This is a genomic window from Vulgatibacter incomptus, from assembly GCF_001263175.1.
GTDB lineage: Bacteria > Myxococcota > Myxococcia > Myxococcales > Vulgatibacteraceae > Vulgatibacter > Vulgatibacter incomptus.
In genome coordinates this window covers 1369010-1389511 of sequence record NZ_CP012332.1, presented here as the reverse complement: position 1 = coordinate 1389511, position 20502 = coordinate 1369010, and the positions used below count along the sequence as shown (strand labels likewise).

Below are 20502 nucleotides of genomic sequence, written 5' to 3'. Positions count from 1 at the left end.
CCGGTGCTGCTCATCCCGATCGAGCAAAGGTGGCAACCGGCACTAGCTCTCGCGCGCCCGCAAGAACCGAAGCTGGATGGCTGTCGAGAAGCTTGGGAAGGGCGACGACTTCGTCGAGATACAGCTCGGTAAGAAGCTCCGCGCCCTCCATCCCGAGCTGCCTCCCATCTGGCGCGTGCGAGCGGCCGAGAAAATCGCCGGAGATTCAAGCCGCAAACGCGGCTGACTTCGCTCCTTGACGCACGCGAATACCCCGCCGACGAGCTGGATTTTCCGTCCCCGGCATCGCGGCGGGGTTCGTCACCGCTTTGGAGCTCTTCGGGATCGCCTGGTGCCGCCGCTCGCGAAAATGGAAAGGCCCCGATCCCATCGTGCAGGGACCGGGGCCTCTCGTCAGTGGCGGGCGATGAGGGGTTCGAACCCCCGACCCTTGGCTTCGAAGGCCAATGCTCTATCCAGCTGAGCTAATCGCCCACAGCGGGGGGAATCTCTACCGGCAGTCGGGGCGCCGCGCAAGGTCTGACGTGGCGTTTCCCACCGCGCGTCAATCGGAGGATGACGCGACGCTCGCCCGGATCCACTCGAGATAGGCCTCGTGCCCGGCCTCGACGCCCAGGCGCAGGACCTCGGGGCACTCGTACGGGTGGAGCTCGACTACCCGCGCCCGGAGCCGCTCGAAGAGCTCCGCGCGGGTCTTGAGCAGGAGCAGCGCCTCGGCGCCGTCCTCCACCCTGCCCTCCCAGCGGTAGATCGAGCGGATCCGCGGCACGATGTTGCCGCAGGCCGCGAGCCGCTCCTCGACGAGGCGGCGCGCGAGGCCGGCGGCCTGTTCCTCGTCGGGAGCCGTGACGAGCACGACGATCGCGGAAGAATCGCTCACAGGATGTACTTGCTGAGGTCCTCGTCCTTGACGACGTCCTCGAGGCGCTGGCGGACGTAGGCCGCGTCGACGCGGATCGGATGGCCGGGCGGGAGCTCCGTGGCCTCGAAGGAGACCTCGTCGAGGAGGCGCTCCATCACGGTGTGGAGCCGCCGCGCGCCGATGTTCTCGGTGCGCTCGTTGACGAGCTGGGCGATTCGGGCGAGCTCGTCGATGGCGTCGTCGGTGAAGGAGAGCTGGACGCCCTCCGTGTCGAGGAGAGCCGTGTACTGCTTGATGAGCGAATTCTGCGGCTCGCGAAGGATCCGGACGAAGTCCTCCTGCTTCAGCGGCTCGAGCTCGACGCGGATGGGGAAGCGGCCCTGCAGCTCGGGGATCAGGTCGGAGGGCTTGGCCACGTGGAAGGCGCCGGCCGCGACGAAGAGCATGTGGTCGGTCTTCACGGTGCCGTGCTTGGTGGCGACGGTGGAGCCCTCGACGATGGGGAGGAGGTCGCGCTGCACGCCTTCCCGCGAGACGTCGGGGCCGCCGCCAGCGCCCTGCCTGCCGGCGACCTTGTCGATCTCGTCGATGAAGACGATGCCGCTCTCTTCGGCGCGCTTGAGGCCGTCGGCCTTGACCCGCTCCATATCGATCATGCGGCCGGCCTCCTCCTGCTCGAGCAGGTTGCGCGCCTCGGCGACCTTCATCTTCTTCTTGCGGGTCTTCTTGCCGAAGGGGCCCGGCAGGTTGCCGAGCATCTCGCCGAGGTTGAGGCCCATCTCCTCCATGCCCTGAGGCCCGAACATCTGCATCATCGGGAGCTGCGGGGCCTCGGTGACGTCGACCTCGACGAAGCGGTCGTCGAGCTTGCCGGCCCGGAGCTGCTGGCGGAGCTCCTCGCGCGACGTGGCGCCCACGGCCTGCACGCCCTCGCTGCTCCCCGTCGCAGGCGCGAGGAAGCCCGTAGCTCGCGCTCGATCGGCGGCGACGCCGGGCGCCAGGAGGTCGAGGAGCCTCTCCTCGGCCTGGCCGGCAGCGCGGGCGTGGACCCGCTCGAGCTCTTCGTCGCGCACGAGCTTGATGGAGATCTCGACGAGGTCGCGGATCATCGACTCGACGTCGCGGCCCACGTAGCCGACCTCGGTGTACTTGGAGGCCTCGACCTTCACGAAGGGCGCGTGGGCGAGACGCGCGAGCCGGCGGGCGATCTCGGTCTTCCCGACGCCGGTGGGCCCGATCATGATGATGTTCTTGGGCGCGATCTCGTCGCGCAGCGCGGGATCGACCTGCTGCCTCCGCCACCGGTTGCGCAGCGCGATGGCGACCGCGCGCTTGGCCTTCTTCTGGCCGACGATGTAGCGGTCGAGCTCGGCGACGATTTCACGAGGAGTGAGGGCCTTCATGCTCCGAGCTCCTCGAAGACGATCTTGTCGTTGGAGTACACGCAGATCTCCGCGGCGATGTGCATGGCGCGGGAGGCGATCTCCTTGGGCGGGAGGTCGGTGGCGTCGAGGAGCGCGCGGGCGGCGGCGAGGGCGTAGTGCCCGCCGCTGCCGATGGCGGCGGCGCCGTGCTCGGGCTCGATCACGTCGCCGGCGCCGGTGAGGATCAGGGTTCGATCCTCGTCGGCAACGAGCAGGAGCGCCTCGAGGCGGCGCAGGTACTTGTCGGTGCGCCACTCCTTGGCGAGCTCCACGGCGGCGCGGGTGAGGTTGTGGGCGTGCTCCTTGAGCCGGGCCTCGAACTTCTCGAAGAGCGTGAAGGCGTCCGCGGTGCCGCCAGCGAAGCCCGCGATCACCCGCCCCTCGGAGAGGCGCCGCAGCTTGCGGGCGTTCCCCTTCATGATCGTCTTGTCCATGCTCACCTGGCCGTCGCCGGCGATGACCACGTGGCGGCCCCTGCGGACCGCCAGGATGGTGGTGCCATGGAGGTCGAACGGATTGCTCATGCACGCTCCTTCCTCCTCTCGGAGGACGGGGAAAGTATAGGCCCGGGGCCGCCCGGGCGACGCCGGATCTCGGAGGGCTCTCGAGGGGCGAAGGGGGGAGGCCTGGACGGCCTCAGGCCCGCGGGTGGGCCTTGTCGTAGACGGCCATCAGGTGCTCGACGGTGACGTGGGTGTAGCGCTGGGTGGTGGACACCGAGGCGTGACCGAGGAGCTCCTGGATGCCGCGGAGGTCGGCGCCATTGTCGAGGAGGTGGGTGGCGAAGGAGTGGCGCAGGGCGTGCGGGTGGACGTTCCGCTGCAGCGCGCAGATGCGCGTGTAGCGATCGAGGGCCCGCGCGACCCATCGGGTGGAGAGCCTGCCCCCGCGATAGTTCACGAAGAGGGCGTGGGGATCCTGCCCGCGGCGCGCGGTGGAGAAGAGCCGGGGACGGAGGTCGAGCCAGCGATCGAGGGCCTCCCGGGCCTTGCTGCCGATGGGGACGAGCCGCTCCTTGCGCCCCTTGCCGAGCACCCGCAGGGTACCCGCGCTCCGGTCGAGGCTCGAGAGGTCGAGGCCGCAGAGCTCGGAGCAGCGCAGACCGCCGCCGTAGAGGACCTCGAGGATCGCCCGGTCTCGTGCGCCGAGGGCGGTGTCGGCCTTCGGCGTCTCGAGGAGCGCGGTGACCTCGTCGATGGGCACGACCTTGGGGAGGGCTTTGGGCTGCTTGGGGGTGGCCACCAGCGTGCCGGGGTTGGCCTCGACGAGGCCGAGCTTCTGCAGGTGGCGGTAGAGGGAGCGGATCGCCGCGAGCTTGCGCGCGACGGATGCGGGCGCGAGGTGGCCGTGCATGCGGGCTAGGAAGCCGCGCAGGCAGAGCGAGTCCACCTTCAGCAGGTCGATCCGGCGCTCCTCGAGGTAGGCGCAGAGCTGCCGGAGGTCGCTCTCGTATTCACCCAGGGTGCGAGGCGAGTAGCGCCGCTGCACCCGGAGGTGCTCGAGGAAAGCGAGCACCGGCTCGGGGAGCGCCTCGGATTTGGGGAGGATCGGCGAAGGAGGGGCGGCGGCCATGCCGCCTACCCTAACCCCTACACGCGCTCACGCCAGCGCCGAGCCTGTGGAAACCAGGCCCGGCAGCGATCAATTGTCAGCGCGCGCCCTCGGCGGTGGCGTCGAACGCGGGCGCGTCGGCGACGTAGACGCCCAGCCGCGCCGGATCGAGGACGGCGTAGGCCACCCTGGCCTTGCCGCCGCGAAGGATCTTGGTCCCGGCGAGCACCCGCTCGTCGAGCATGCGCGGCTTCGACGAGCCGTCCGCCGGCACCATCGCCAGATCGAGTGCGTCGGCGTCGGTGCGCGCGTAGGTCACGAGGAGGGTCGACTCGTCCGCGTCGGCCGGCTCGAAGGTGTGGATCGCCTTCGCGATCATCCTCACCGCCCCAGCGGGATGGGCCACGTCGACCGACTGCAGGTCGCAGGCGCGGCCGTTGCGGATGCACTGCGTGCGGAAGTAGAGCCGATCGTCGCGCGTCGCGAAGGAGTAGCCGAAGACGCCCTGGGCGACCTTGGCGGGATCGCCCTCGGCCCCGACGGTCGCCAGGTAGAGGTCGATGCTGAACACCGGCGCGAGCTGCCGCTGCACGTATGCGAGGCGGCTGCCGTCGTGGGACCAGACGAAGCTCGGGACGTTGGATCCGAGCTTCCGCGCCTCGGGCTTCGCGGAGAGCTCCGCCCAGGTGAGCACCCCGCCGCGGTTGTGCGGGTTGTACTTGTCGAGCCAGGCGAGCCGGCGGCCCTTCGGATCGAAATCCAGCTCGGTGACGTCCTCGCCGATCTTCACGGCGGCCCCGTCCTCACCGAGGACGAAGAGGTCGCCGAACTGCTTCTTGGGCGTGACGTCGCCGATGAACGCCAAATGCTTGCCGTCCGGCGCGTAGCGGAAGGCGGTGACGCCCTTCCCCACCCGCTCCGCCTTGGCCCCGGCCTTCTCTACGAAGAGATCGGCCGTGCCCTCGTCGTTCCGGGCGGTGAACGCGACGCGCGATCCGTCGGGCGACCAGCGGTAGTCGGCCACCTTTTCGCCGACGATTCGCGGCTCGCCGCCCTTCTCGAGATCGGCGTGGACGAGCTGCCCGCCGCCGAGGGCCCGACGCCTGGCGACGAGGGACTTGCCGTCCGGCGAGAAGTCGAAGGTCGCGATCTGCTCGGCGATCCGCTCGGCGGGGCGGCTGCCGTCCGCCGGGCCCACGAAAAGGACGTTCTCGGCGACGTAGCCAAGACGGGCCCCGTCCGAGCTGAAGGCGAAGAAGGAGACCTGCTCGGCGACGGTACGCGCCCGGCTCTGGGCGACGTCGCCGACGACGAGGGTGCCGCGCTGGAGCTTGAACGACCAGCGCGTGAGGGCGCCGACCTGGGCCCCCGTCGGCGAGAAGAAGAACGAGCCGGGCAGCGTGGCGACACCGGGCCCCATCGTCACGGGGGCGCCCATCGGCGCGAAGGTCGCGGTGCCGATGAAGGTCTGATCGGAGGCGTTGTGCCCCTTGTCCTTCGCGAGGTCGGGCGCGGCGAGCCAGGCAACGGCGCCGCCGTCGGGAGCGGCGATCACCTCGCGGGCCGGGCCAGCGGCGACGAGCTTGCCTTCGCCCTGGTAGGCCTTGGGCGGCGGCGCCTTGCAGCCGGCGACGACGACGGCGGCGAGGATCGCCGGGAGGAGACAGGAGCGGAAGAACGGAGAACGCATCGGAGTCCCGTGGCGCAGGAGGTTCAGGAGGCCTTGGCGAGCCAGGCGTCGAGGGAGGCCCGTGCCCGCTCCACCAGGAGCGTGCGCTTCTCGGCCTTGCGGACGCGGCCCTGGAGAGGCGGGAAGAGCCCCCAGGTGATGTTGGTCGGCTGGTAGTCGTAGCCGGGAGGATGGGCCTCGCCGGTCACGTGGCGCAGCAGCGCGCCGAGGGCCGTATCGCCGGGCGGCGGCTGGAACGGCACGCCGCGGAGGCGGGCGTCCATGGAGAGGGCCGCGAGGAAACCCACCGCGGTGGATTCCACGTAGCCCTCTACGCCGACGATCTGGCCCGCGAAGTAGAGCTCCGGCCGCGAACGGAGCGAGAGATCGCCACCGAGGAGCGCCGGGCCGTTGAGGAAGGTGTTCCGGTGGATCTGCCCGAGCCTCACGAACTCGGCCTCGGCGAGGCCCGGGAGCATCCGGAAGATCCGCCGCTGCTCGGGCCAGGTGAGCCGGGTCTGGAAGCCGACGATGTTGAAGGAGGTGCCCGCAGCGTCCTCCCGGCGGAGCTGCACCACGGCGTAGGGCCGGTTGCCGGTGCGCGGATCGCTGAGCCCCATCGGCTTCATCGGGCCGTGGGCGAGGGTCTCCTCGCCCCGCTCGGCCAGCACCTCCACCGGCAGGCAGCCGTCGAAGTACTTGGGCTCCTCGAAGGCGTGGGGCACGACCTTCTGCCCGTTGCGCAGCTCGGCCACGAAGGCGTGGTACTGGGCCTCGTCGAGCGGGAGGTTCAGGTAGTCGTCGCCGCCGCCCTTGCCGTAGCGGCTCTGCGCGAAGGCGATCGAGTGGTCGATGGACTCCGCGGAGATGATCGGCGCGATGGCGTCGTAGAAGTAGAGCCCGTCTCCACCCTGGGTGGCCTCGGCGATCGCGCGGGCGAGGGCGTCCGAGGTGAGGGGACCGGTGGCGACGATCGCGTGGCCCTCTGGAAGCGACTCCAATTCGCCGTGCACGCGCTCGATGGCGGGGTTCGCCTCGATCCGCTCGGTGATCCACGTGGAGAAGCGGACGCGGTCCACGGCGAGGGCGTCGCCGGCGGGCACCCGCGCCTCGTCGGCGGAGGCCAGGATCAGCGAGCCCACCCGCCGGAGCTCCTCATGGAGGAGGCCGACCGCGTTCTCAGGGTTGTCCGAGCGGAAGGAGTTGGAGCAGACGAGCTCGGCGAGGAAGTCCGACACCTGGGCAGGGGTGCGCTTGGCGGGCTTCATCTCGACGAGGCGCACGCGATGCCCGCGCTTGGCGAGCTGGAACGCCGCCTCGGATCCGGCGAGGCCACCACCGACCACTGTCACCACGGTTTCGCTCACTTGCCCGCTCCTCGGGACGCGATCCCGCCAGAGGCCTTACGTCAAAAGCCGAACGGGCTTCGTAGCAGCCGGACACGGTGCCGGCAAGGAGCGAGCGAGCGGATTGGACCGCATCTCCGCGCGCAATCGCCTGCCCGCCTGGCTCTCGCGGGCGCCGATCGGGGTGCCCACGTTAACCCGCACATCCGGAGCAAGGAGGCAGCGGTGACCTACGATCGACACACCCTGGAGCGGATGCGCCAGCGCCTTCTCGAGCGGCGCTACGTGGTGGTGCGCAGCACCATCGGCAACCAGCGCGAGATCGCGGAGCTCAAGGGGCAGCAGCGGACCGCTGAGATGGAAGAGGATGCCCAGACCTCTTCGGCGGAGTTCGTGCTGACCCGACTGAGCGAGAACCAGCGGCGAGAGGTCGGCCAGATCGACGCGGCCGTGGCCCGGATCGACGCCGGGACCTACGGGGAGTGCATCGACTGCGGAGAGACGATCCCCATCGAGCGTCTGGAGGCCGTTCCCTACGCGCTCCGTGACTCGGAGTGCACGAGGCGTAGGGAGGCGATGGCGGAGCCGGGACGCGAGTACCCGACTCTCTAAAGACGCTCTGAACTAGATCAGGCCGCGTGCGCGCTTGAGCTGGTCCATCGTCCGGTTGTACTCGACCTCCCACTCGGCCGTGCCCTCGGTGAGGTTCTTCATCCGGGCACGGGCCTCGCGATCGAGCTCGGCGTCGAGGTCCAGGTGCTTCTTGAAGATCGCGAAGATCTTCCGCCGCAGGGGAGCGTCCTCGGAGAAGACCTCCTCCACGTTTCGGGAGATGAGGAGAAACTCGATCATCTGCCCGATGACGTACTCGATCCCCTCGTCCCCCATCTTGAAGCCGCGGACGTCTGCCATCTCGCGCTTCACCTGGTTGAACTTGGAGTGGTCGTAGCCGCGACGCTCGAGGGCCTCCTTGGTGGCCTGGTTCACCCGCTCCTCGGAGGCCAGGTACTCACGCATGATCGCGGCCATGTCCATCTCGGCGTCCGCGATACGCAGCGTCTCCACCTCGATGTCGTTCTCCTTCATCAAGGTCTGGACGACCTCGCGGGCGATGACCGGGATCACTTTCGGGTAGAGTCGCATGATGCCCTCGCGTCTGCGGTGAGTCTCGGGCGTCCGCCTAGACCCCCGCGAACGCTGCCAAGTTAGGCAAAGGTTTAGACTACGCAAGAGGCGGGCGGCAAGCGGTTTTCCGGGTTTTTCAGTCGATTCGCCCGGTCCCAGTGCTTTGTGGTCCCACTTCCGACACCGCCTCGATCGCCTCTTCCTCGTCGCTCAGGCGCTGGTCGGGGTCCTGGACCGCCTCCGCTACCTCCGCCGCCGCGTCCATCGACTGCGCCGCTCCCTCCGGGAGTTCCGAGTCGCGATCGGGGTCCTCTTCGGGGCGCGCCAGGAACTCGGCGATCCGCTTGCCGAGGGCCAGGTTGAAGCCCTCGACCTCGGCGATCTCCTCCGCCGTCGCCGAGCGGATCCGCTTCAGGGAGCCGAAGTGGCGCAGGAGCGATCGCCGGCGCTTCTCCCCCACTCCGGGGATCTCCTCCAGGATCGATTGGAAGTTCCGCGCACGGCGGAGCTTTTGGTGGAAGGTGATCGCGAAGCGGTGGGCCTCGTCCCGGAGCCGCTGGAGCACGAAGAGCTCGGCGGAGTTCGGCCGCAGGACGAGCGGATCCTTCTTGCCCGGGAGGAACACCCGCTCGGGGCTCCTCTTCACGCCGCCGTCGGCGGTCTCCCCGACCACGTGGCTCTCGGCGAGCGACGCCAGCTCGACCTGGTCGAGCACACCGGCGTCCTTCACCGCGGCCCTCGCCGCGTTGAGCTGACCCTTGCCGCCGTCGATGAGCAGGAGGTCCGGAAGATCGCCCCTGGCGACTCGTCGTGAGATCACCTCGTACATGGAGGCGAAGTCGTCCTGGCCTTCGACGGTCTTGATCCGATAGTGCCGGTACCGCGCCTTGTCGGCCTCGCCGTCGAGGGCAGCGACCTGGCTCGCCACCACCATCGTCCCCTGGAAGTTCGAGATGTCGAAGCACTCGATCCGCCGGGGGAGCCGCTGGAGCTCGAGGCGCTGCTGGAGCCGCTCCAGGATCTCCTCGTTCGTCCGGTTCTTCTTCTTGCTCTCCAGGAAGGCGTGCTCGGCGTTCTTGGTCGCCATCTCCATGAGGCGCTTCTTGTCGCCGCGCATGGGCGTCATCACCCGGACCTTGCGGCCCTTCCGCTCCGAGAGCACCTCGGAGGTGAAGTCCGCCTGCTCGAGGACGACCGGCAGGAGCACCTCGTCGGGGACCGCCGCGCCGGTGGCGTAGTACTGGTCGATGAACGACGCGAGGAGCTCCTCCGTGGGGAACTCCTGCCCGGTGAAGGGGAAGCTCTGGGCGGAGATCAGCTTGCCGGTGCGGACGAAGAGGACCTCTATCACCAGGCTCGGCCCCTCCCTCCAGAAGCCGAAGACGTCCTGGTCGAGCTGCTCGCCGAAGACGGTCTGCTGCTTCTCCAGGGTCTTCTCGATCGCCCGCACCTGGTCGCGGACCTGGGCGGCCTCCTCGAAGCGGAGGTCCGCCGCGGCCTGCTTCATGCGCAGCCGCAGGCCCTCGACAAGCTCCGGCTCCTTGCCCTCGAGGAAGAGCACGGTCTCGCGCACGCTGCGCCGATACTCCTCCTGCGGGACCTCGTAGACGCAAGGCGCCGGGCAGCGCTTGATCTGGAAGAGGAGGCAGGGCCTGGTGCGCTTGGCGAGCACCTGATCCGTACAGGTGCGGAGCTGGAAGAAGCGGTTGATCGTCCGCAGGGTCTCCCGGATCGCCGTGGCGCTCGAGTAGGGGCCGAAGTAGCGGGCGCCATCCCGTTTCATGCGGCGGACCACCTCGAGCCGCGGGTAGGGATGCCGCTCGTCGAGACGCAGGCAGATGAACGCCTTGTCGTCCCGGAGCATCACGTTGAACCGCGGCTTGTGCCGCTTGATCAACGTGCTCTCGAGGATCAGCGCCTCCTTCTCGTTGTGGACGAGGATCACCTCGATGTCGCCGAGGAGCTCGTCCAGGAAGGGGACGAAGGCGCGGGTGTCGGAGGTGGAGGGCTGGAAATACGAGCGGACGCGGGAGCGGAGGTTCACCGCCTTACCGACGTAGACCACCTCCCCCTCGCGATCCTTCATCAGGTACACGCCGGGGGAGACGGGCAGGTCATCGAGCTTCTGGCGGAGGGCGGCGTCCATCGAGCGGGAGTGTCCGCAAGGAAGACCTCGCGCGCAAGCCCGCTATTTCCGCGAAATCCGCGCCGCTATTCGTGAAAGGATGGAGGTCCCCCGGGTGAAGGAGATCGTATGAAGTTTGGATGGATGGCCGCGCTCGTGGCGGCGACCCTCGTCGTCGCGGCGTGTGGCAAGGATAACGAGCCGGCCTGCTCAGGCGAAGGCTGTACGGCAGGGAGCGGAGGGAGCAACGGGCAGGGAGGAACGGGCGGTGACCCAGGGACCGCGGGAAGCGGTGGCGGTGGAGTGGACGACCCTCGCTGGAAGGAACCCGTCGACCTCTGCCAGGACGACTTCATGACCAATGCGCAAGCGACCGACGCGTTCAAGCTCGCAGCCCGGGTCGGCACGAACCCGCCGATCCCGGTCGGCTTCTCGGGAGTCGGCACGCTGACCCAGGTTCGGGAGGATCGGATGTCAGTCGTGTTCTCGAACGCGTCGCTGGGTACGATCGAGGTCGTCTGGCCCAGGATGATGGAGGCCTTCTGGACTGAATACGAGGGCAAGGACTATACGATCACCCGGTCCAAGGACTGGCTGGTCCTCAGGCCAGTGGACGTAGACCTCGTCTCGATCCTCCACGTGGGTACAGGGAAGACGCCGCCCGAACGTCTCGAGCGGCCCCTTCCCGACCTGGGCCCGATACTGACCTACCAGTTGCAGTGCTCCATCTCGAAGGGCGTCTGCGACGAGAAGGCGATCCAGCTCGAGGTCCGGCTGAGCGAAGACGACGACGATCCCAGGAAGTCGTGGTCGGGTTGGCCCGGCGGAAAGCAGAACTGGAACTTCACTCAGTGGTCCACGATCCGCACCGGAGAATGCCCACAGAAGTTCGCGTCCGTGATCGCGGGCGAGGGCTACTTGATGTTGTCGCAGTAACGCGAGTGCTCGCGCGGGCCCGTGATCCTCGGGGCCCGCGCCCACCCGCCATTCCGGAAGTCTTTCCCGAACGGCGGCTGGCGCGAGCGTAGCGTCCTCGCTATCGGGGCCGCTGGCTCCGGATCCAGCCGAGGACCACGTCGGTGACCTCCGCCATCACAGCGGGATCGAGCTTGTCGAGGGTGTCGGCGTGGGTGTGCCACGCAGGGTCCTCGATGTCGATCAGGTCGACCACCGGGATGCCTCGATCGAGGAAGGCCGTGTGGTCGTCGAGGATGTGGATACCCGGCTCGTCGACGAAGACCTGCGAGCCCATCGCCTTGGCGACGGCGAAGATCTCGTCCTGGACGGCGCCCGCCCTCCGCTGGGAGGCGACCTCGCGGCGGATGCGGGTCCCCTTGCGACCCACCATGTCGACGATGATCCCGGCGTAAGGTGGCGTGACACCCGTGGTGAACCAGCGCTCGGCCAGCTCCTTGGAGCCGAGGAAGTTCTCGTGGAGGGCGCCCTTCGGGCCCTCCTCTCCGTCGAAGAAGACGAGGTCGACGCCGATCCCCTCGGGCGGCGGGGTCTCGCCCAGGGCCCGGGCGAGCTCGAGAAGGATGGCCACGCCGGAGGCGCCGTCGTTGGCGCCGTCGAAAGGAAGCTTGCGCTTCGTCGGATCAGGATCCTCGTCGGCCCACGGGCGGATGTCCCAGTGGGCGCCGATCATCACCCGATGCTTCGCCTCCTTGTGGAAGGAGGCGACGAGGTTGACGAGGTCCCAGCGGGCGCCGATGGCCTTCAGCTCCACGGAGAACGGGATGCGCCGCACCCAGGCGTCGGAAGGCTCGAGGCGCGACCTCAGCAGCGCCTCGACCTGTGCTTTGGCGGGCGTTCCCTGCACTGCCGGCCCCGCCGCGACGATGGACCGGGCCGAGTCCATCAGCCGGGCCTCGGAGGCGGCTCGCTTCGACGCCGGATCCGCAGCGAGCGCGCCGACCGTGCCCGCGGCGAGGACGCCGGTGCCGGCCGCTGCCAGCAGAACCATGGAGAGCTTCACACGGGACCTCACGAAAGCCCCGACTCTACCCTGCCCGCCCGGCTTCCCCAAACGGGAGGCGTCCATGGGATTTTCGCGCGTCAGGCTGCCGATCAGCGCTTCGCGCCCTTGCGAGCCGGGTACTGGCTCTTTCGCCCTCCCCGCTTCGGGACCGCCCGGCCGCCGGCTGCGGCCTCGGGACGAGGCGCGGGCCCGATCCCGAGGTCGGCGTCCTTGAGGGCGTGGATTCGATCGCGGAGCGCCGCGGCCTGCTCGAACTCCAGGGCCTCCGCGGCGGCCTGCATCTCCTTGGTGAGACGCGCCAGCTCCGCGTGGAGCTTCTCGGGCGCGAGGTAGAGCGGCTGCTCCTCCGCCGCCAGCGGCACGGTGCTGTAGTCGCTCGCGATCTCGGGACCCAGCTCGAGGATCGCCTTCTTCACGGTGGTCGGCGTGATCCCGTGCTCCGCGTTGTAGGCCTCCTGGATCGAGCGGCGCCGGTCCGTCTCGCCCATCGCCTTGCTCATACTGTCGGTCACGTGATCGGCGTACATGATCACCCGGCCACCGACGTTGCGGGCGGCCCGGCCGATGGTCTGGATCAGCGAGACCGACGAGCGGAGGAAGCCTTCCTTGTCCGCGTCGAGGATCGCGACCAGCGAGACCTCGGGGATGTCGAGGCCCTCTCGGAGCAGGTTGATCCCGACGAGCACGTCGTACTCGCCCTGCCTCAGAGCGCGGATGATCCGGATCCGCTCGAGGGTGTCGATGTCGGAGTGCAGGTAGCGAACGCGGACGCCGACGTCCGTGTAGTACTCGGTGAGGTCCTCCGCCATCCGCTTGGTCAGCGTGGTGACGAGGACGCGCTCGCCGCGGCCCACGGCCTCGCGGATCTCGGCGAGGAGGTCGTCGACCTGCGTGGCGACGGGGCGGACCTCGACCTTCGGATCCACCAGGCCCGTCGGACGGATGATCTGCTCGACGACCACGCCCTGGGCCTTGTCGAGCTCGTAGTTCGCGGGCGTGGCGGAGACGTAGACCGCCTGGTTCACCAGGTGCTCGAACTCGTTGAACTTCAGCGGCCGGTTGTCCAGGGCGGACGGGAGCCGGAAGCCGTACTCCACCAGTGTCTCCTTCCGCGAGCGGTCGCCTTTGTACATGGCGCCCACCTGCGGAATCGTCTGGTGGCTCTCGTCGGCGATGACCAGGAAGTCCTTGGGGAAGTAGTCCAGCAGGCAGGGGGGCGGCTCGCCGGTTTTACGTCCGGTGAGGTGCCGCGAGTAGTTCTCGATGCCGCTGCAGAAGCCCATCTGCTCGATCATCTCGAGATCGAACATGGTCCGCTGCTCGAGGCGCTGGTACTCGAGGAGCTTGTTCTCGGATTTCAGGAGCTGGAGCCGGCCGCGCAGCTCCTCCTGGATCGAGTCGATCGCCATCTGGCGCCGCTCGGGCGCCGTGACGTAGTGCGAGTTCGGGAAGATCGCGACCTTGTCGAGCTTGCTGAGCACCAGCCCGCGCAGGGGATCCACCTCGGAGATCGCCTCGACGGTGTCGCCGAAGAACTCGATCCGGATCGCCTTCTCCTCCTCGTAGGCGGGAAAGACCTCGAGGGTGTCGCCGCGGACGCGGAAGGTCCCGCGGTGGAAGTCGACGTCGTTCCGCTCGTACTGGATGTCGACGAGCGCCCGAAGCAGCCGGTCGCGGAGGAACTCCTTCCCCACCTCCAGCGACTGGAGCATGCCGTAGTAGGACTCGGCCGAGCCGATGCCGTAGATGCAGGAGACCGAGGCGACGATGATCACGTCGTTGCGGGTGAGCAGCGAGTGGGTCGCCGCGTGCCGCATCCGATCGATCTCGTCGTTGATGGACGAGTCCTTCTCGATGAAGGTGTCCGTCGTCGGGACGTAGGCCTCCGGCTGGTAGTAGTCGTAGTACGAGACGAAGTACTGGACCGCGTTGTGCGGGAAGAGCTCGCGAAACTCCCCGTAGAGCTGGGCCGCCAGCGTCTTGTTGTGGGCCATCACCAGGGCGGGCTTGCGGCAGGCCGCAATCACATTCGCCATGGTGAAGGTCTTGCCGGTGCCGGTGGCCCCGAGCAGCACCTGGTGCTTGTCGCCCCGCTGGATCCCCTCGACGAGCTCCTGGATGGCCCGGGGCTGGTCGCCCCGGGGCTCGTACTGCGTCACGAGCTGAAAGTCGGTCATCGTCTACAATTCCTCTCGCGTACAACAACCGACGGGCGGCCCCGGCTTCGTCCCCTCGCCCAGAAGGATGAGCGAGGGGACTCCCCGACGCATCAGGGCGTCGCGAGGATCCGGACCGGCGCCTTGGCCGCGACCGAGTCGCGATCGAAGAGGAGGATGAAGGAGCGGTTCTCCAGCCATGCCTCGACGAGGTCGCCGTAGTGCTCGCCGTCGCGGTGCAGGTCCTGGCCGCCAGGGAGCTGCATCCAGGTGATCATGCCGTCGGCCCCCGCCTCGCTCACGATCCGCAGGGAGGCGCCGGCGCCGTGGGAGAAGCCCAGGCCGTCGAAGCCGGGGTTGGCCACGTTGACCGTGAACTGCCCGCCGGGCGTCGCGAAGGGGCCGATGTCGAGCTTGGGCGCAAGCTGCGAGATCTCGGTCTTGAACGTGAGCGTGTGCTTGCGGCCCCAGAGCCACTTCGACGAATCGGAGCCCAGCGGCGCGACGATGTCGTTGGCGGCCTTCTCGATCCCTGCCACCAGGACCTCGTCCTTGCTCCGGACGGTCCCGTCGAGCTTGTTCCAGAGGGCGTCACCGCTCAGGCGCTCGGTCGGGCGCTCGAGCGCGATCACCAGCGACCGGATCGACATGCTTGCGTCGAAGCTCGCCACCGAGAGACCCGCCTTGGCGTACTTGTCGCCGTAGGCGACGTCGAGCACGCGGGGCAAGGTGTAGTGGAACGCCATGCAGCCGATCGCGGCGGTACGCTCCGCTTCGTCGTCGGAGGGCGCCGAGCCCGGCGCGTGGCCGGCCAGGCCGGTGGGGCAGGTGTAGTTCCAATCCCGGAGCGCGGCGACCAGGGTCTGGGCCCTGGCGGAGAGCGTACCGGCGGCGTCGGCCGCAGCCAGGATGTGCGGCAGCACCGTCCGGCCCAGGAGCGAGTAGTCGTCGCCCTGGATGTCCATCATCATGGCGGGATCGTGGGCGGAGCCCCCTGCCTCGAGTCGATGCACGATCCGAGCGTGGCGGAAGCCCGGATCCACCACGTCCTGCAGCATCGGATATCCGTGGCTGGTGGGGTCACCGCTCTCCGTCGCGCCGGTCATGTCCTGATTGGCCGTGGCGATGAAGCCCTTGGGTGGATTGAAGAGCTGCGGGAGCTGGTCCGCCGGGACGAAGCCCTGCCACTCCGCGCTCCCGCCGCCGGGGAGCGGCATCCACGGGGGCATCGAGCCGAAGGGGTTGGCCTGCTCGTAGGAGGCCCAGGGGCGATTCGGGACCCTGGCATGCGGGTACCAGCCGATGTTGCCCTGGGTGTCGGCCATCACGAAGTTCTGGGCACCGACCTCGAAGTCCTTCAGCGCCTCCTTGCCCTCCGCCACGGTGGAAGCCCGATTGAGGTTGAGGAACGCGCGCAGCTCGTTGGTCGGCTCGTGGCCAGTCCACTTCACCGTGATCGCCTGGCCCGTAGCCGGGTTCTTCTGGATCACGGGGCCGTGGTGGGGGACCCACTCCAGCGTCACCTTGACCGGAGCGCCGCCCGCCACCTGGAACGTATGCTCGCGGCGGACCAGCGGCACCGTTCCGCCATCGAAGAGGACGCCGTTCCCGTCCGTGGTCAGGGACTCCACGTAGACGTCGGTGACGTCGTAGTAGGCGACCGTGGCACCCCAGGTGAGCGTCTCGTTTCGCCCGATGGGGATCATCGGAATGCCCGGGAACGAGCCGCCCGCCACGTGGAGGGTGCCGGTGCCCTTGGTCTTGGAGTCGATCTCCGCGAAGTACCAGACCGAAGGATTGCTCAGGCCGAGGTGGGGATCGTTGGCGAGGAGCGCCTTGCCGTGCGTCGTCTTCGAGGGCGCCACCACCCAGTTGTTCGAGCCCGCGGGCTCACCCTGCGGCGCCCAGCGCGTCATGACGGTCGACGCCGCTTGCGCTGCGGCGAAGAGGCTCTCCAACGGCCGGAGGCGGTCCTGCAGCGCGCGGATCTTCTCGAGGTCGACCGGCGCCTTCATTGGGAACGTCCCGCCGGAGGCGGGGATGGTGTAGCTCTTCACCGCGGGACGCAGCGTGAACAGGTCCACCGCCAACTCAGGCGTACTCCCCAGCTTCGGGAAGGCCTGGGCGAGCGAGAGCTCCACGTCGCTCGACTCCGAGAGCATGTAGGTCATGAGGCGCGCGAAGGCCACGCTATCGAGGGGATCCCAGTCCGGGATCGACGACGGCGTGCCCATCACCAGGGGCGCCTTGTACTCCTCGGTGAGCGCCGCGCCGTTCCGGCCAGCCCTCATGTCCGCAAGCCAGGCGTTCACGCCCTCGGAGTACGCCTCGAGGAGCGTCTTCGTCTCCTCGTCGAGGATGGACCAGATCGCCTCTTCGATCGGCTCTCCCGCCGTCGTCGACATAAAGAGGCGCATGTACTTGTCCTGATCGATTCCCAGCATTCCGATCAGGGTCGAGAGCCTGCCCCGGGCCGCGCGGCGCTGGATGTCCATCTGCCAGAAGCGGTTCTGGGCGTGGAAGTAGCCCATGACCCGCACGCAGTCCTCGTCGGTGGAGCAGGCCGCGTGAAGAATGCCCTGCTTGTCGAGAGCCACCTCGACGGCGCCGTCGAGGCCCGGGATCTTCAGCTCGGTGTCCGACCAGGAGCCACTCTCGCCGGCCCCGCCGCCCGTACCGCCGGTGCCGCCCGCGCCGCCGTCTCCGCCGGCCCCAACGTCACCGCCTGTGCCCTGGACCGCGGGGTCTTTATCGCCACATCCAAAGCCGAGCGCTGCCGAAGCCAGCGCGAGCACGACCAAGATCGACAGCTTCCTCATGCGATCACCCTCCACGTCGTACCGCTGGGAGAATCCATGATCTCGACGCCGCTCCCCAGGAGCTCGGCGCGGATCACGTCTGCTGCAGCAAAGTCCTTGTTGCGCCGGGCCTCCGCGCGAGCGGCGATGCGGGCCTCGACCCAGGACGGCTCGATCCCCTTCTGGGCGGCGAGCCGGAGGCGGTAGCGGGCGAGCCACTCGGCAGGCGGCTGCTCGAAGACGCCGAGGATCGAGCCGATCCGCCTGGCGTCCGCCACGAGGCGCGCCAGGGTGCGGGCGACCAGCGCGCGGTCCTTCACCGGCGGCTTCTCGACCAGCTCGTTCATCCAGGGGAAGAGCTCGCTGATCGCGCCGAGGGCGGCCGCGGTGTTGAAGTCGTCCTCCATCGCCTCGCGGAAGCGGGCGTCCAGCTCGTCGATGCGCTCGGGGTGGAGGATCGGTCCCTCCGCGAGGGGCTGGGTCTCCCTGGCGAGGCGCTCGTCTGCCTTGGCGAGGGTCTCGTAGACGTAGGCGACCCGCTGCTGCGACGCGAGGATCGCGTCCAGCGAGAAGTCCAGCGGCGAGCGGTAGTGGGTGCCGAGCACCGTGTAACGCACGGCCTCGCCATCGACGTGTCCGAGGAGCTCACGGATGGTGAAGAAGTTGCCGAGGCTCTTCCCCATCTTCTCGGCGTTGATGGTGAGGAAGCCGTTGTGCATCCAGTAGCGCGAGAGGGGCTGCCCGCTTGCGGCCTCGGACTGCGCGAGCTCGTTCTCGTGGTGCGGGAAGACGAGGTCCTTTCCGCCGCCGTGGAGGTCGAAGCTGGGGCCGAGGTACTTCTCGCTCATGGCCGAGCACTCGATGTGCCAGCCGGGCCTTCCGATGCCCCAGGGGCTCTCCCAGAAGGGCTCGCCGGGCTTGGCGCCCTTCCACAGCGCGAAGTCCAGCGGGTCGCGCTTTCGTTCGCCCGGCTCCACCCGCGCGCCGGCGAGGAGGTCGTCGAGGTTGCGCCGGGAGAGCTGCCCGTAGGTCTCGAAGGAGCGCACGGCGAAGTAGACGTCGCCCTCGGAGGCGTACGCGTGGCCCTTCTCGATCAACTTGCCGATGAGCTCGATGATCTCCGGGATGTGCTCGGTGACCTTCGGCTCCACATCGGCGGGCATCACGTTGAGCGCCCGCATATCGTCCTGGAACTCGCGGATGAAGCGCTCCGAGACCACGCTGGGATCCTCGCCGAGCTCGTTCGCGCGGCGGATGATCTTGTCGTCGACGTCCGTGTAGTTCCGGACGACCTTGAGCTCGTATCCGGTGAACCGAAGCCAGCGGGCGACCGTGTCCCACACGATGTAACAGCGGGCGTGTCCGGCGTGGCTGAAGTCGTAGACCGTGGGGCCGCAGACGTACATGCCGATCTTGCGGCCCTCGCGGGGGACGAGGTCTTCCTTCCGGTTCGTGAGGGTACTGAACAGCCGCTGCGCCATCTGGTGGATGCTCCTTGGGGTCGAAACGGGCATCCTACCGGCGGCGCAACCCTGGCGCCAGCGTTGCTAGCGAGCCAGGAGTGCCACGGCCTGGGCGGCGATCCCTTCGCTCCTGCCCACGAAACCCAGCCCTTCGGTCGTGGTCGCCTTCACGTTCACGCGGGCCTCGGGGATGCCGAGGATCGAGGCGATCTTCGCCCGCATCTCCTCGCGCCTCGGGCCGATCCGGGGCCGCGCAGCGGCGATGGTGAGATCCACGTTCTGCACGCGGAAGCCAGCAGCCTTGGCGCGCGCCGCCACCTCCTGGAGGAGCACGCCGGAGTCTGCGCCGCGGAAGCGCGCGTCCGTGTCGGGGAAGTGCTGGCCGATGTCGCCCAGGCCCGCAGCGCCCAGGATGGCGTCCATGATCGCGTGGAGCGCCGCGTCGGCGTCGGAGTGGCCCGCGAGGCCGGTCTCACCCGGGAACTCGACGCCGCCGAGGACGCACCGCCTCCCCTCTTCGAACGCGTGGACGTCGAAGCCGAAACCCACCGCGGCCGGTGCCTCCACCATGCCGCGCGCCCTGCGCAGATCGTCCGCGTCGGTCACCTTGAAGTTCTCCTTTTCGCCCGGGACGAGCTCAACCGGCTCTCCGAGGGCTTCGATGAGCGCGGCCTCGTCGGTAGCCACCGAGACGTCGTTGCCTGCGCGCTCGTAGGCGCGGAGGAGCTGCTCGATCCGGAAGCACTGCGGGGTCTGGGCGAGCCAGAGCGAGCGGCGATCGACGGTCGTCACGCCGGATCCCTCGAGCCGCTTCACCGTGTCGGTGCAAGGCAGGGCCGCCACGGCAGCGCCCGTCCGCCTCGCGGCCTCGAGCACCCGCGTGAAGAGCTCCGGCGTCGCGAAGGGCCTCGCCGCGTCGTGGATCGCGACCATCGGGAGACCGGCTGGCGCAGCGCGCAGGGCGGCCTTCACGGAGTCGGCCCTCTCGGCGCCCCCAGCCACCACGGCGTGCAGTTTGGCGTCCGCGCCGTGGGCAGCGAGCAGGTCGCGGACCCTCTCCTCCTCGCCGGGCGGCGCTGCGATGACGATCGCGGCGATCTCGCTGCACGCCGCCGCACGCTCTACCGCGCGGACGAGGAGCGGAACGCCGCCGAGCTCGAGGAACTGCTTCGCCTCTCCGAGGCGGGTCCCCTTTCCTGCGGCGGGGAGGATGGCGACCGCGTCGGCTCTGGACACGGGGACTCCTTGACGGATGGCGAGAGCGCCGGAGCTACGGCAGGCGTCGTTCCAGCGGCGGGATCCTGGGGTTGGAACGGAAGCGCCCGCCATGGAGGCGGGCGCGTTTCGAAGCGCTCGGATGGAGCCGCGCGCCTCGACTGGATCAGCGATCGAAGATCGAGCGGAAGTCGCTCTCGATCTGCTCCTCGTCGCAGTTCTTTGCGAGCGAGAGCTCCTTGATCAGCAGCGAACGAGCGGTATCGAGCATCTTGCGCTCGCCGAAGGAGAGATCCTTGTCGCCCTTGAGCAGGTAGAGGTCACGCAGCACCTCGGCGATCTCGAAGACCGAGCCGGTCTTGATCTTCTCCATGTACTCGCGGTACCGACGATTCCAGGTGGTGGCATCCACCGACGGGGCCTTCTCGCGAAGAATGGTGTAGACCTTCTTCACGGCAACGTCGTCGATGATCTCCCGAAGCCCCACCGACCCCACCTTGTTGATAGGGATCATGATCTTCATGCCGTTCTCGAGGATCCGGAGAACGTAGAAGGACTGGCGCTGACCGGCCACCTCCTTGTGTTCGATTCCCAAGACCTCGCCTACGCCCTGTCCCGGGTAGACGGCCTTGTCACCGACCTTGAAGGTCGTCTGCATCCACTTCCTCCTTCGCGACCTGCGACCCGAGGCCGCAAGTCGAGCCGACGGACCGTAGCACGTCACGTCGTGCAAAGTCAATTTCCGCCCATTTCTGCGGTGGCATGAATCCCGCTACCGGACGGCCTC

General features: G+C 68.6%; 17 protein-coding genes and 1 tRNA gene. 3 read left to right on the top strand and 15 right to left on the bottom strand.

The window, feature by feature from the left end; genetic code table 11:
- Positions 1-76: 76 nt before the first annotated feature.
- A complete protein-coding gene (locus tag AKJ08_RS19095; protein ID WP_157370495.1) occupies positions 77-226 on the top strand; it encodes a hypothetical protein in 150 nt (49 codons plus the stop codon).
- 171 nt (positions 227-397) lie between these two features.
- On the opposite strand, the gene AKJ08_RS05575 is transcribed toward AKJ08_RS19095, so the two are convergent.
- From AKJ08_RS05575 to trmFO, 7 genes are all read right to left on the bottom strand, one after another.
- A tRNA-Arg gene (locus AKJ08_RS05575) sits at positions 398-474 on the bottom strand.
- A gap of 70 nt (positions 475-544) precedes the next feature.
- Positions 545-880: a divalent-cation tolerance protein CutA gene (cutA, locus tag AKJ08_RS05570; protein WP_050725154.1), complete on the bottom strand. Its 336-nt coding sequence runs from the start codon at positions 878-880 to the stop codon at positions 545-547.
- Positions 877-2265, bottom strand: a complete 1389-nt coding sequence (gene hslU / locus AKJ08_RS05565) for an ATP-dependent protease ATPase subunit HslU (protein ID WP_050725153.1) — start codon at positions 2263-2265, stop codon at positions 877-879. Before hslU ends, cutA begins: the two co-directional genes overlap by 4 nt.
- Entirely contained in the window at positions 2262-2810 is a 549-nt protein-coding gene (gene hslV, locus AKJ08_RS05560; protein WP_050725152.1) for an ATP-dependent protease subunit HslV, read from the bottom strand. The genes hslU and hslV overlap by 4 nt, the downstream gene beginning before the upstream one ends.
- A 112-nt stretch (positions 2811-2922) precedes the next feature.
- Positions 2923-3858 carry a tyrosine recombinase XerC gene (gene xerC, locus AKJ08_RS05555; protein WP_082342759.1) on the bottom strand — a complete coding sequence of 312 codons (936 nt, stop codon included), beginning with the start codon at positions 3856-3858 and terminating at the stop codon, positions 2923-2925.
- 76 nt (positions 3859-3934) lie between these two features.
- Positions 3935-5527, bottom strand: coding sequence for an alpha/beta hydrolase (locus tag AKJ08_RS05550; RefSeq protein ID WP_050725151.1), 1593 nt, complete (start codon positions 5525-5527; stop codon positions 3935-3937).
- A 23-nt stretch (positions 5528-5550) separates the two neighbouring features.
- On the bottom strand, positions 5551-6873 hold the full coding sequence (gene trmFO / locus AKJ08_RS05545) for a methylenetetrahydrofolate--tRNA-(uracil(54)-C(5))-methyltransferase (FADH(2)-oxidizing) TrmFO (protein ID WP_050725150.1): 1323 nt from the start codon (positions 6871-6873) through the stop codon (positions 5551-5553).
- Between the two features lie 204 nt (positions 6874-7077).
- On the opposite strand from trmFO, the gene AKJ08_RS19700 reads away from it, so the two are divergent.
- On the top strand, positions 7078-7464 hold the full coding sequence (locus tag AKJ08_RS19700) for a TraR/DksA family transcriptional regulator (RefSeq protein ID WP_050725149.1): 387 nt from the start codon (positions 7078-7080) through the stop codon (positions 7462-7464).
- A 12-nt stretch (positions 7465-7476) separates the two neighbouring features.
- Here the strand turns inward: AKJ08_RS19700 and AKJ08_RS05535 are convergent, their stop codons facing one another.
- Together AKJ08_RS05535 and uvrC are read right to left on the bottom strand one after the other, a co-directional pair.
- On the bottom strand, positions 7477-7995 hold the full coding sequence (locus AKJ08_RS05535) for a DUF507 family protein (RefSeq protein WP_050725148.1): 519 nt from the start codon (positions 7993-7995) through the stop codon (positions 7477-7479).
- Positions 7996-8113: 118 nt separating this feature from the next.
- Positions 8114-10123 carry an excinuclease ABC subunit UvrC gene (uvrC, locus tag AKJ08_RS05530; RefSeq protein WP_050725147.1) on the bottom strand — a complete coding sequence of 670 codons (2010 nt, stop codon included), beginning with the start codon at positions 10121-10123 and terminating at the stop codon, positions 8114-8116.
- A gap of 108 nt (positions 10124-10231) precedes the next feature.
- Between uvrC and AKJ08_RS05525 the strand changes: the two genes are divergently transcribed.
- Positions 10232-11038 (top strand): hypothetical protein, encoded by an 807-nt coding sequence (locus AKJ08_RS05525; protein ID WP_050725146.1) that lies wholly within the window; start codon positions 10232-10234, stop codon positions 11036-11038.
- Between the two features lie 100 nt (positions 11039-11138).
- Here the strand turns inward: AKJ08_RS05525 and AKJ08_RS05520 are convergent, their stop codons facing one another.
- The 6 genes from AKJ08_RS05520 to AKJ08_RS05495 all read right to left on the bottom strand — a co-directional run bounded on the left by AKJ08_RS05520 (position 11139) and on the right by AKJ08_RS05495 (position 20373).
- Entirely contained in the window at positions 11139-12068 is a 930-nt protein-coding gene (locus tag AKJ08_RS05520) for a M28 family peptidase (protein ID WP_169788753.1), read from the bottom strand.
- Positions 12069-12172: 104 nt separating this feature from the next.
- Positions 12173-14260, bottom strand: a complete 2088-nt coding sequence (gene uvrB, locus AKJ08_RS05515) for an excinuclease ABC subunit UvrB (RefSeq protein WP_050725144.1) — start codon at positions 14258-14260, stop codon at positions 12173-12175.
- Between the two features lie 92 nt (positions 14261-14352).
- Complete coding sequence (locus AKJ08_RS05510) at positions 14353-17058, bottom strand: penicillin acylase family protein (protein WP_050725143.1); 2706 nt, start codon at positions 17056-17058, stop codon at positions 14353-14355.
- Positions 17055-18518, bottom strand: coding sequence for a cysteine--tRNA ligase (gene cysS, locus AKJ08_RS05505; protein ID WP_050725142.1), 1464 nt, complete (start codon positions 18516-18518; stop codon positions 17055-17057). Before cysS ends, AKJ08_RS05510 begins: the two co-directional genes overlap by 4 nt.
- A 66-nt stretch (positions 18519-18584) precedes the next feature.
- On the bottom strand, positions 18585-19736 hold the full coding sequence (gene ispD / locus AKJ08_RS05500) for a 2-C-methyl-D-erythritol 4-phosphate cytidylyltransferase (protein ID WP_050725141.1): 1152 nt from the start codon (positions 19734-19736) through the stop codon (positions 18585-18587).
- A gap of 145 nt (positions 19737-19881) precedes the next feature.
- Complete coding sequence (locus AKJ08_RS05495) at positions 19882-20373, bottom strand: CarD family transcriptional regulator (RefSeq protein WP_050725140.1); 492 nt, start codon at positions 20371-20373, stop codon at positions 19882-19884.
- Between the last annotated feature and the right edge of the window lie 129 nt (positions 20374-20502).